The following is a 10,962-nucleotide window of genomic DNA, read 5'->3' as shown; positions in this document are numbered from 1 at the left end:
GCAGGCCTTGCCAGCCCAACTCGGCCACCAGGAATGCCGCCTGATGGTTGTTCAAATGTCCCAGCTCGCCGCCCACCCGTTGCTTGAGAAAGTACGGATAGTGACCGCGAGCCAGCATGTCACGGCAATGGTTGGCTTCGATCATCAATGCATCGAGATCCCGATAGCCGTCCAGTACCTTGTCACAGTAGGAACCCAGGTCGGTCAACAGGCCGAAGCGCCGTTCACCGTCACCGAATACATACTGCGTCGGCTCCTGTGCATCGTGGGCCACGGCAATGACGTCGATGTTCAGGTCGCCGATCCGCAGTTGCTCACCGCCCGCCAGAAAACCCGCGGGCTCGACGGGTTTGCGCATCCCGCGCAAGGTCCCGCGACTGAGGTAGACAGGCAGATTGTAGCGCCGAGACAGCAAACCCACGCCATGCACGTGGTCGGCATGTTCGTGGGTCACAAGAATCGCGTTCAGCCGAGCAGGGTCTACACCCAGGCGCAGCAGGCGTTTTTCGGTTTCCCTCAAGGAAAAACCACAATCGACCAGCACATACGTATCAGCACTGGCTACCAGCGTGCCGTTCCCTTGACTACCGCTGCCGAGAACGGCGAAACGCATAGGGTCAGCCCAGGTTGTCTTGAATCTTGCTCAACACTTTACGCGCCACGTCTGCCGGCGCAACGGTGTTGATGTTCTTCTCGACGGTGACCTGAACACTGTCGCCAACCTTGCTCAGGCGAACCTGATAACGCTCGGCGCGGGCTTCAACTTCTTCCTTGTTCGGCTTGCCACCGAACAGGCCACTGAAGAAACCTGGCTTGTCGTCCTTCTTCTCGGCCTTTTCAGACAGGTTGATGTAGTACAGGCCCAGGCTGCGGTTGATGTCCTCGACACGCCAATCGCCCTGTTCCAGCGCGCGCCCCACACTCGACCAGGCGCGATCCAGGTCGGAGCCGACGTTCAGCACCGGGTTGCCGCTGCCATCCACGCTCAGGCTGACACGGCTTGGCGCGTCAAAATCACGCGAAGCGAGCATGGAGACCGAACCGCCCTTCTCCGAAATACGGCTCATGCTGGCGAGCATGTCGTCAACCAGTGCCGCATCAAGCCCGGTATTGACCGAACGGTTGGTGAACGCGACATCGGCGGTGCTGCCGGCAGGACGCTCGGCGGTGACCACGTAGACTTCACTGGTGTTGCGCTGCACGCCTGGCTCGATACGCACACGGGCACGGATTTCGCTGTCAGACGCGACACCGGCCGCGCTCAGACGCTTGCCCACGGCCGCCGAAAGCTCGTCGGAATGTTGCCAGGTCGTGGTGAACTCTCCGGTTTGCGGACGTTGCTCATCCAGGCGGAAACCGTTGTCCTGGAAAAACTGCACGGCCACGGGCCAGGCTTCTGCAGGCGGGTTCTGCGCCAGGATCCAGCGCGAATCACCGCTCTTCTGCAGGGAATAGGCACTGGCTTCGGCAGCTGCCGACAGGGGCAACGGACGAGGGACGACGTATTCACCCTTGTCGGTGTCATCGGCCACGTTGCGCGGGATTGGCAACAGCGGATCCAGGCGCTTGGCGGTGCTGATTTCCGGCGGCAGTTGCATCGGTGCAGTCTGCTTCGCTTGCAGGTAATCGCTACCACGGTCACGGAAATAACCTTCCGGGCCCCAGATCCATCCACAGCCACTGGTGCTGGAGATAATCAAGGCAAGTGCGGAAAGTCCGGCCATTCGCTTCATGCGTTGTACTTCCTCAATTAAACCAGGACGCCGGACAGGCGCATGGCCTGGCGCAGCGGTTCGTGACAATCGGCACTGAGCCAGGTGAGCGGCAGACGGATACCGTCCGGCATCAAGCCCATTTCATGCAGCGCCCATTTCACGGGAATGGGGTTGGATTCAATAAACAGGGTTTTATTGAGCGGCATCAGTTTTTCATGAATGGCGCGCGCTTTTTCGGCGTCACCGTTCAGGGCGGCGATGCACAGGTCGGCCATATCCCGCGGAGCGACGTTGGCGGTCACCGAAATGTTGCCCTTGCCACCCAGCAGGATCAGCTCGACTGCTGTGGCATCATCACCCGAAAGCACCAGGAAGTTGCTGCTTACGCCATCGATGATGGCCTTGGCGCGCTGCAGGTCGCCGGTAGCTTCCTTGATACCGATGATGTTCTTGACGGTCGACAGACGAATCACGGTTTCTGCCTGCATGTCGCACGCGGTGCGGCCTGGCACGTTGTAGAGGATCTGCGGGATATCGACGGCTTCGGCAATCGCCTTGAAATGCTGGTACAGGCCTTCCTGGGTCGGCTTGTTGTAGTAAGGCGTGACCAGCAGGCACGCGTCGGCGCCAGCGGTCTTCGCGTTGGTGGTCAGCTCGATCGCCTCGCGAGTCGAGTTGGCGCCCGTACCGGCGATGACCGGAATGCGGCCATTGACCTGCTTCACTACGCGACGGATGACTTCGATGTGTTCGTTCACATCAAGGGTGGCCGACTCGCCTGTGGTGCCGACCGCCACGATGGCGTGGGTGCCGTTTTGCAGGTGAAAGTCCACCAGTTTGCTCAGGCTGTCCCAGTCGAGACGACCTTGTGCATCCATGGGTGTGACCAGTGCCACCATACTGCCCGCAATCATGCAACCGCTCCTGCCGGAAAAAGAGAGCCGTAATGGTACTGGCGCCAAGATGCTTGTACAAGCCAAGTACTGTGCTGCCGCCATTCCCCTTGGCGCCGCTTTTCGCTACCCTTCAGACTTTGATCGCTACTGACGGGCTCGTCCGTCGGGTTTCAGCCTCCATTTTCGACCTCACGAACCCCATTCCAGCGTTGCCTTCCCCTGTTCCTGCCATACTGGAGCACGTTGCAACCTGCGCTGGGACTTGCCGGGGTCGCATGCGTTGGCTCGACCCGCAGAACAAGCCGACAGAAGTACCGACCGCTCATCGCTTTAGGAACGCTGCATGTCCACCCCCACAGTCCGCGAACAATTCCTTGTCATCAGTGCCCTCGGCGCCAACCCCATGGAGCTGACCAACGTCCTGTGCCGCGCCAGCCATGAAAACCGCTGCGCCGTGGTCACCTCACGCCTGACCCGTCATGGCGAGTGCAGTGCATTGGTACTCGAGGTCTCCGGCAGCTGGGACGCGCTGGCTCGCCTGGAAAGCAGCCTGCCAATCCTGGCCAAGCGGCATGCCTTCACCGTCAACGTGGTGCGTAGCGCTGCGCTGGAGAACCGCCCGCAGGCACTGCCTTACGTCGCCTATGTCAGCTCCGCCTACCGCTCGGACATCATCAACGAGCTGTGCCAGTTCTTCATGGACCACAACGTCGAGCTGGAAAACCTGACCTGCGACACATATCAGGCACCGCAGACCGGCGGCACCATGCTTAACGCCACGTTTACCGTGACATTGCCGGCCGGCGTGCAGATCAGTTGGTTGCGCGACCAGTTCCTGGACTTCGCCGACGCGCTGAACCTGGATGCACTGATCGAACCGTGGCGCCCACAAAACCCAATGTAAGGAAGCTTTCATGGCCGTTGTCATCGATCAACCGGTTGCCGACTTCGAAGCGCCTGCCACCAACGGAAGGACCGTCAGCCTGTCGGCACTCAAAGGCAAGCAGGTGGTGATCTACTTTTACCCCAAGGACAGCACGCCGGGCTGCACCACTGAGGGCCAGGGTTTTCGCGACCAGCTCGAAGCCTTCAAGGCGGCGAACACCGAAGTGTTCGGCGTATCCCGCGACAGCCTGAAGTCCCACGAAAACTTCAAGGCCAAACAAGCGTTCACCTTCGAGCTGATCAGTGACAAGGAAGAAGCGCTTTGCCAGCTTTTCGACGTGATCAAGCTGAAGAAACTTTACGGCAAGGAATACATGGGCGTGGATCGCAGCACGTTCCTGATCGACAAACATGGCGTACTGCGCAATGAATGGCGTGGCGTGAAGGTTCCCGGCCATGTCGATGCGGTACTGGCTGCAGCCCAGGCCCTCGACAAAGCCTGATCAATTTGATGCCTGCTCTGGCGCCTTGCCGAGCAGGCACTGATTTTGTATTGACCACCATCGTCTGCGGGAGCAAGCCTGCTCGCGATGAGGCCATCAGCCCCACCGAAAAAGCCACTGGTTATAACAGCGGCGCCACAATCGGCTCTTTTCGTGGCCATGCGTCCAGCACTGCCTTGAACAAGGTCGCCAGGGGAATGGCGAAGAATACGCCCCAGAATCCCCACAACCCGCCAAACAGAAGTACTGCACAAATGATCGCTACCGGGTGCAGGTTAACCGCTTCGGAAAACAGCAAGGGCACCAGCACATTGCCATCCAGTGTCTGGATGATCCCGTATACCGCCATCAAATAGATGAACTGATCGCTCCAGCCCCACTGGAACAATGCAATCAGGAACACCGGGACGGTGACCACCACCGCGCCCACATAGGGCACCACCACCGATACGCCCACCAGCATCGCCAACAGCGCTGCATAGTTGAGTTCCAGAACGACAAACGCGATATAGGTCACGCCACCGCAAATGAAAATCTCGATGACCTTGCCACGAATGTAATTGGCAATCTGCCGATTCATGTCGTGGGCGACGCGGGTAATCAGCGCTCGCTCTCGAGGCAGATAACCGCGCACCCACTCACCGATCATTGCCCGGTCTTTGAGGAAGAAAAACACCAGAATCGGCACCAACACCAGATAAATCATGACGTTGACCAACAGCGGCAGGCTCGACAGCGAGAACGTCAGCGCCCATTGCCCGAACTTGCCAATCTCGCCTCGCGCCACTTCGATAGCCTGTAAGACCTGCTCGTCGGACACCAGATGCGGATAGCGCTCCGGCAGCAGCAGCAACAACGATTGCCATTTGGCAAGCATGCCCGGCAGCTCGTTGAACAGGGTGATCAGTTGATGCCAAAGCAGCGGCACGAGCACCACGATGAACACCAGCAATACGCCCATGAACAGTGCAAAGACCAGCCCTACCGCTGCGCCCCCCGGCAAGCGCAGGCGCTCAAGGGTTACCACCAATCCTTGCATCAGGTAGGCCAGTACCATCCCGGCCAACACAGGCGCCAGCATGCCGCCCAGCGTGAGCACGGCGGTGAACGCCAGAAACAGCAGAACTGCCAGAACCACGGCTTCTTCATCGGAGAAGTAGCGCTGAATCCAGTCGCGCAACACTTTGAACATCAATAATCCTTAAAAACTAACGCCCCAGGTTTCAGGCTTTTTTCAACCAATAACGGTACACGCCCGCTTCATCCTCTTCATGAAGCAGTGTATGACCGGCCAATCGGGCAAAGGTGCGAAAGTCACGCTGCGAACCCGCATCGGTAGCAATCACCTTGAGAATCGCGCCACTGGCCATCCGGTTGAGCTCCATCTTGGCCTTGAGCAACGGCAACGGGCAATTCAGTCCACTGGCGTCCAGCTCAACATCATGGGCTACAGCGTCAATCATTGCGTCACTCCGGTTCAGGTGGTCGAGTTGCCTAGAATATCTGGTCGCAGCGCCGGTGTCCGGCTACAGTAAGGTCTTTGTCGACTAAGGCTTTGTGCATGACTTTTTTGCGCCCTACCCTGCTGACGCTCGCGTGCCTGCTCGCCTCACCAGGCTTCGCCGACGACCTGCCGTCACTCGGCGACGCCAGTTCTGCCATCGTCTCGCCGCAGCAGGAATACCAGTTGGGTCGCGCGTGGCTGGCGTTGCTGCGCAGCCAGGTATCGCAGCTCAATGACCCACAGCTCAAGGACTATGTCGAATCCAGCGTTTACCGCTTGGTGGAGACCAGCCAGGTCAATGACCGGCGCCTGGAGTTCATCCTGATCAATAGCCCGCAGCTCAACGCCTTTGCGGCACCCGGCGGGATTGTCGGGGTCAATGGTGGCTTGTTCCTCAATGCCCAGACCGAAGGTGAATACGCCTCGGTAATGGCTCACGAACTGGCTCACTTGTCTCAGCGTCACTTTGCCCGGGGAGTCGAAGCCCAGCAGCGTATGCAAGTACCGATGATGGCCGCGCTGCTTGCCGGGATCGTGGTTGCCGCAGCCGGGGCCGGCGATGCCGGCATCGCAGCCATTGCCGGCACGCAGGCGGCGGCGATTCAGGAACAACGACGCTTCTCGCGCCAGAACGAACAGGAAGCCGACCGTATCGGCATCCTCAATCTGGAAAAGGCCGGTTACGACCCGCGCTCGATGCCCACCATGTTCGAGCGTCTTGGGCGTCAGTACCGCTACGATGCCAAGCCACCGGAGTTCCTGCTGACTCACCCGGTGACCGAATCGCGTATCGCCGACACCCGTAACCGCGCCGAACAGGCTAAACCGGGCGGCATCGAAGACACCCTGCGCTATCAGCTGATTCGTGCACGCGTTCAATTGATTTACGAAGAAACCCCTGGCTTGGGCGCCAAGCGCTTCCGCGCGCAATTGGATGAAAACCCGAAAAACGATGTGGCTCGCTACGGACTGGCAATTGCACAGATCAAGGGCGGCCAACTGAACGAGGCCCGGGAAAATCTCAAGCTCCTGCTGGCCAAGTCGCCCAACGAGATTATTTACAACCTCGCGCAAATCGATCTGGACATCACCAACAATCGCCTGCCAGATGCGCAGTCCCGGATGGACCGGATGCTGGCTCAATACCCCGGCAACTATCCGCTGAACCAGGTGCGTGTGGACCTGTTACTGAAACAGAACCGTGCCACCGATGCGGAGAAAGCATTGGAGGGCCTGCTCAAGTCGCGGCCTGATGACCCTGATGTCTGGTATCAGGTGGCCGAGACGCGCGGCCTGTCGGGCAATATCATTGGCCTGCATCAGGCTCGCGCCGAATACTTCGCCCTTGTGGGTGATTATAAGCAGGCCATCCAGCAGCTGGATTTCGCCAAGCGCAAGGCTGGCGGCAACTTCCCGCTGTCGTCTCGGATCGACGCTCGTCAGCGGGAGCTGATGGAACAGGAACGCATGATCAAGGACATGATGGGCTGACCGCACTGATGAACGTTTGATTCAGGCATAAAAAAACCGCCTCATGAGAGGCGGTTTTCATTCAGCCGGAAACCGGATTACTCAGCCAGTTTGAAAGTGATGAAACTGGCGCGACCCTGACGCAATACCCGCATCGATACCGAGCGATTCTTCGGCAGCGCCTTGGCGATGTCGGTGAATTGCTTGGTCGATTCGATGGCCTGATTGTTCAAGTGAGTAATGATGTCTCCTGGTTGCAAGCCAATCATTGCGGCCGGGCCATCCTGAACTTCCTTGATCACCACGCCACCTTTGAGGTCGTAGGTTTTCTTCTGTTCAGCGGTCAGTTCCACAACGGAAACGCCAAGGCGATTGCTGCTGCTTTCGATGCCAGACTTCGGCAAGGCATCCATATCCTTGTCTTCATCGGGAATCGCCCCGACCGTCAGCTCGACGTTCTTGCGCTTGCCGTCCCGAATCACTTCAAGATTGGCTTTGGAACCAGCCTTCAGTGCACCTACCAGATGCGGCAGGTCGGCGGACATGACAATCGGCTGGTCATTCATGCTCAGGATCACATCGCCCACTTGCAGGCCACCCTTGGCTGCCGGGCCATCATCCTGGATCTGAGCGACCAGAGCACCGGCCGGCTTTTCCAGACCGAACGACTCAGCCAGGTCCTTGTTAACTTCCTGGATCACCACGCCCAACCAGCCCCTGCTGACTTTGCCACCGCTTTTCAGCTGATTGGAAACGTCCATGGCCACATCGATGGGAATCGCGAACGACACCCCCATGAAGCCGCCGGAGCGAGTGTAGATCTGCGAGTTGATACCGACCACTTCGCCATTGAGGTTGAACAGCGGGCCACCGGAGTTACCAGGGTTGATTGGCACATCGGTCTGGATGAAAGGCACATAGTTTTCATTCGGCAGACTGCGACCGACGGCGCTGACGATGCCTTGGGTCACCGTATGGTCAAAGCCGAACGGCGAACCGATCGCCACGACCCATTGCCCGGCTTTCAGATCCTGGGACTTGCCCAGCTTCAAGACCGGCAGGTCCTTGCCTTCGATTTTCAGCAATGCCACATCGGATCGCGGGTCGGTACCGATCAGCTTGGCCTTCATTTCGCTGCGGTCAGCAAGGCGAACAAGAATCTCGTCGGCATCGGCAATCACATGATTGTTGGTCAGGATGTAGCCGTCAGCCGAAATAATGAACCCCGAACCCAGGGATTGAGCTTCGCGCTGACGATCGCCGCGCGGGGTACGGGATTGCGGCGGCATGCCGCGCTCGAAAAACTCGCGCAGCATCGGCGGCAAACCTTCGAGATCAGGCATCTGCTGACTCACTTTGCGGTCCGGCAGCTTCTGCGTAGTGCTGATGTTCACCACCGCAGGCGAGGCCTGCTCGACCAATTGCGTGAAGTCGGGCAATTCGACTGCTTGCGCAGAGACCGCCTGACCGAGTACGAGCACGGTGGCAAAAATGGAAAGGTAAGATTTCAAGCGTGGTATCGACATACGGCTCCCGTTACGACGAGCATGGTTAAGCGATATGGATCAAGGAACACCGGAAAAGATACGCCGGTATCTTTGTTCCGGGAACAACAAACAAGGCCAGAGCCGAGGGGCTCTGACCTATAAGAAATATTCAGGGAATTTGCAAATTGAAATGCTCACGAAACATTTCGATCTCGGCTTATTGCGTGGCGGCAGCGGCATCGGTACGCATGGATAACGCAATCCGTTCAGCCGTTCCTACCGGAATCTCGCCAACCACCGTCACCATCACCTCGCCTTGCGGTGTGTTCAAGCGCCGGGATACCGCAACGGTGGGGCCCAACTGAGCGCGAGTATCGTTGACTACCGCGCCATTGAGCGGCTCCAGGAACACCGAAAAACGCGCCAGACCATCGTCATACAGCAGGCTATTGACTTGAGTCTTGGTCTCGGGATCCTTGCGCGCTGTACTGCTCGTCAGCTCGAAGCCCGGTGGCAACCAGTCAGAATGCCAGACCTGTGCGGTCTTGACGGCTGATGCCTTGTCACTTTCCAGATTGATCGCCTTGCAATCGGCGCCTGGTTGCAATTCATCGTCAGAAGGAACATCGACGGTATCCAGTTGCGTGAACTGGAACCGCTCCAGCAATCGACCTTTATCGTCCAGCAGCAGCGACTTGAGCGGCAGGCCGGTTTCCCTGTCCAGATGCAGTTCAAAGCCATAACGGTGCTGATCGCGAGGCGTCAGCGAAACGATGACGGCCGGTCGTCCTGCCACGCGCGACTTGCCGATGACAGCCAAGTCATACCAATTCTTGAGCTTTTGTGGATCAAGTGCACGAGCGGAAGAGTTTGGCGAATCCCCGAGTCCCGCTATCAGCGTGCCGCTGACGCATTGAGTATGCCCATCAATGCGTACGACTTCCTGAGCCGAGCCATCGAGCTGAAGCAAGCGCTCGCGGACTTTGCCATCCTGGACACGATGCCAGATGTTGTGGGTAGAGAAACTACCATTTCGCTCGTAAACGAAAGTACCGTGAAAGCTTTGCTGCTGCTCGGCCTGACCAAGACGGGTCAACCAGTCCTGGGCTTCATCGGCATGGGCCGGGACAACAAACCAGCCCCCAAGCAGAAGCGTAAGTAGAGGTATGGCGCGCATGATCCTCCTTAACGGTTTTCCAGGCTTGCTGCACGCGCGTAAGGCAGAGCGCTCTCAGTACCTTTCAGTGCAGCCTGTTGAGCATGTTGGCGCAGGTAGCCTGGCAGACGCTGATCATGCCAGCCCGGCTGACCTTGCAATACGCCATTGGCCATGGGGCCTGTGGCATCCGAACTCTCATTGTAGCCTGCCAGAACAGCCGGGCCCTTGACTTGAGGAACGGCCAGATTCTGTTGAGTGGATTGTTGCGCCAGCTCGACACCTGCGATCTCGTCCTGATTGTAAAGTCGGACACCTGCCAGTACGGCCAGGGTTACCGAAGCAGCGACCGCCAGACGCCCCAGGCTGCGCCATGGGCCACGGGTAACTTTTGCCGGTACGGCTTCATCAGCCAAAGCCGCAGAAACAGCAGCCGCGATATCCAGGCGAGGAAGCAGCAGATCCTTGTGCATCGCTGCCCGAGCAATCTGATAACGGGCCCAGGTATCACGTGTTTCAACATCGTCACAGGCATTCAATACCCGACGCAATTCCAATTCGTCCGCTTCGTTATCCATCACTGCGGACAGCGATTCCTGCAGGGCTTCACGACTCATGGCGTTCCTCTCTTGGCTGTCGCCGCTGTCTTTAGTTTTCCTGCAACAACGGCTGCAGGGCTTTATCGATGGCCTCCCGGGCGCGGAAGATCCGGGAGCGCACGGTGCCCACCGGACATTGCATGACGCTCGCAATGTCCTCGTAACTCAGACCATCGAATTCACGTAAAGTTAAAGCCGTACGCAAATCTTCTGGCAGTTGCTGAATGGTTCGATGAACGGTGCCTTCGATCTCATCCCGCAACAAAGCTCGTTCTGGCGACTCGAGATCCTTGAGGCCATGATCGCCATCGTAGAACTCTGCATCCTCGGAACTGACATCGCTATCCGGCGGCCGGCGGCCGCGTGAAACCAGATAGTTTTTCGCCGTGTTAATGGCGATACGGTAAAGCCACGTATAAAACGCGCTGTCCCCGCGAAAATTCCCCAGGGCGCGATATGCCTTGATAAAAGCTTCCTGCGCCACATCCTGGGCTTCATGGGTGTCGTGCACGAAACGCACGATCAACCCGAGAATTTTGTGCTGGTATTTCAGCACTAGCAGATCGAAAGCACGCCTGTCGCCGCGTTGAACGCGTTCGACCAGTTGCTGATCCTCTTCCTGGGTTAGCATGAACACTCCTCGATAAGCTCGGAGGAGGCTTGCAAAACTAAACGACCGGGCTTGCAAACATAGACTCGGGCTTTTCGCAAAAGTTCTCCCCCTCCAGGCAAGTTTCCTGCGTGCCC

General features: G+C 58.2%; 12 protein-coding genes. 3 read left to right on the top strand and 9 right to left on the bottom strand.

The features are described from left to right. The 3 genes from ACQKP2_RS22785 to dapA form a co-directional block, all read right to left on the bottom strand. Positions 1-613 (bottom strand): MBL fold metallo-hydrolase (locus ACQKP2_RS22785; RefSeq protein WP_427579650.1); only part of this gene is annotated, 613 nt, incomplete at its 3' end. A gap of 4 nt (positions 614-617) precedes the next feature. Further along, on the bottom strand, positions 618-1,733 hold the full coding sequence (bamC, locus tag ACQKP2_RS22780) for an outer membrane protein assembly factor BamC (protein WP_427579649.1): 1,116 nt from the start codon (positions 1,731-1,733) through the stop codon (positions 618-620). Positions 1,734-1,750: 17 nt separating this feature from the next. After that, the gene (gene dapA / locus ACQKP2_RS22775) at positions 1,751-2,629 is read right to left on the bottom strand and encodes a 4-hydroxy-tetrahydrodipicolinate synthase (RefSeq protein WP_427579647.1); all 879 of its coding nucleotides are present in this window, start codon (positions 2,627-2,629) and stop codon (positions 1,751-1,753) included. A gap of 325 nt (positions 2,630-2,954) precedes the next feature. Here dapA and ACQKP2_RS22770 point away from each other — a divergent pair, with 325 nt between their 5' ends. Further along, entirely contained in the window at positions 2,955-3,515 is a 561-nt protein-coding gene (locus tag ACQKP2_RS22770) for a glycine cleavage system protein R (RefSeq protein WP_427579646.1), read from the top strand. A gap of 10 nt (positions 3,516-3,525) precedes the next feature. Next, positions 3,526-3,999 carry a peroxiredoxin gene (locus ACQKP2_RS22765; protein ID WP_427579644.1) on the top strand — a complete coding sequence of 158 codons (474 nt, stop codon included), beginning with the start codon at positions 3,526-3,528 and terminating at the stop codon, positions 3,997-3,999. Between the two features lie 121 nt (positions 4,000-4,120). Here ACQKP2_RS22765 and ACQKP2_RS22760 read toward each other — a convergent pair whose 3' ends face one another. Further along, positions 4,121-5,191 (bottom strand): AI-2E family transporter, encoded by a 1,071-nt coding sequence (locus ACQKP2_RS22760; RefSeq protein ID WP_427579642.1) that lies wholly within the window; start codon positions 5,189-5,191, stop codon positions 4,121-4,123. Between the two features lie 31 nt (positions 5,192-5,222). Beyond that, entirely contained in the window at positions 5,223-5,462 is a 240-nt protein-coding gene (locus ACQKP2_RS22755) for a sulfurtransferase TusA family protein (RefSeq protein WP_427579640.1), read from the bottom strand. A gap of 98 nt (positions 5,463-5,560) precedes the next feature. Between ACQKP2_RS22755 and ACQKP2_RS22750 the strand changes: the two genes are divergently transcribed. Then, a complete protein-coding gene (locus ACQKP2_RS22750; RefSeq protein WP_427579639.1) occupies positions 5,561-6,994 on the top strand; it encodes a M48 family metalloprotease in 1,434 nt (477 codons plus the stop codon). Positions 6,995-7,071: 77 nt separating this feature from the next. On the opposite strand, the gene ACQKP2_RS22745 is transcribed toward ACQKP2_RS22750, so the two are convergent. The 4 genes from ACQKP2_RS22745 to rpoE form a co-directional block, all read right to left on the bottom strand. Then, entirely contained in the window at positions 7,072-8,499 is a 1,428-nt protein-coding gene (locus ACQKP2_RS22745) for a DegQ family serine endoprotease (RefSeq protein ID WP_427579637.1), read from the bottom strand. Positions 8,500-8,677: 178 nt separating this feature from the next. Beyond that, complete coding sequence (locus ACQKP2_RS22740; protein WP_427579635.1) at positions 8,678-9,637, bottom strand: MucB/RseB C-terminal domain-containing protein; 960 nt, start codon at positions 9,635-9,637, stop codon at positions 8,678-8,680. A gap of 8 nt (positions 9,638-9,645) precedes the next feature. Then, positions 9,646-10,233: a sigma-E factor negative regulatory protein gene (locus tag ACQKP2_RS22735; RefSeq protein ID WP_427579633.1), complete on the bottom strand. Its 588-nt coding sequence runs from the start codon at positions 10,231-10,233 to the stop codon at positions 9,646-9,648. A 31-nt stretch (positions 10,234-10,264) separates the two neighbouring features. Beyond that, positions 10,265-10,846: an RNA polymerase sigma factor RpoE gene (gene rpoE, locus ACQKP2_RS22730; RefSeq protein ID WP_123715030.1), complete on the bottom strand. Its 582-nt coding sequence runs from the start codon at positions 10,844-10,846 to the stop codon at positions 10,265-10,267. Positions 10,847-10,962 lie beyond the last annotated feature (116 nt).

Source organism: Pseudomonas sp. NPDC089569 (assembly GCF_050280625.1).
Taxonomy (GTDB): domain Bacteria; phylum Pseudomonadota; class Gammaproteobacteria; order Pseudomonadales; family Pseudomonadaceae; genus Aquipseudomonas.
The sequence above is the reverse complement of the archived record's forward strand: the minus strand, read 5'-3'. Positions and strand labels throughout refer to the sequence as shown.

What these genes read in the sequence shown, in the direction of transcription:
- ACQKP2_RS22760 (WP_427579642.1), bottom strand. Translation starts at nt 5,191, where the DNA reads ATGTTCAAAGTGTTGCGCGACTGGATTCAGCGCTACTTCTCCGATGAA.
- ACQKP2_RS22755 (WP_427579640.1), bottom strand. Translation starts at nt 5,462, where the DNA reads ATGATTGACGCTGTAGCCCATGATGTTGAGCTGGACGCCAGTGGACTG.
- ACQKP2_RS22735 (WP_427579633.1), bottom strand. Translation starts at nt 10,233, where the DNA reads ATGAGTCGTGAAGCCCTGCAGGAATCGCTGTCCGCAGTGATGGATAAC.
- ACQKP2_RS22770 (WP_427579646.1), top strand. Translation starts at nt 2,955, where the DNA reads ATGTCCACCCCCACAGTCCGCGAACAATTCCTTGTCATCAGTGCCCTC.
- dapA (WP_427579647.1), bottom strand. Translation starts at nt 2,629, where the DNA reads ATGATTGCGGGCAGTATGGTGGCACTGGTCACACCCATGGATGCACAA.
- ACQKP2_RS22740 (WP_427579635.1), bottom strand. Translation starts at nt 9,637, where the DNA reads ATGCGCGCCATACCTCTACTTACGCTTCTGCTTGGGGGCTGGTTTGTT.
- ACQKP2_RS22745 (WP_427579637.1), bottom strand. Translation starts at nt 8,499, where the DNA reads ATGTCGATACCACGCTTGAAATCTTACCTTTCCATTTTTGCCACCGTG.
- rpoE (WP_123715030.1), bottom strand. Translation starts at nt 10,846, where the DNA reads ATGCTAACCCAGGAAGAGGATCAGCAACTGGTCGAACGCGTTCAACGC.
- ACQKP2_RS22765 (WP_427579644.1), top strand. Translation starts at nt 3,526, where the DNA reads ATGGCCGTTGTCATCGATCAACCGGTTGCCGACTTCGAAGCGCCTGCC.
- ACQKP2_RS22750 (WP_427579639.1), top strand. Translation starts at nt 5,561, where the DNA reads ATGACTTTTTTGCGCCCTACCCTGCTGACGCTCGCGTGCCTGCTCGCC.
- bamC (WP_427579649.1), bottom strand. Translation starts at nt 1,733, where the DNA reads ATGAAGCGAATGGCCGGACTTTCCGCACTTGCCTTGATTATCTCCAGC.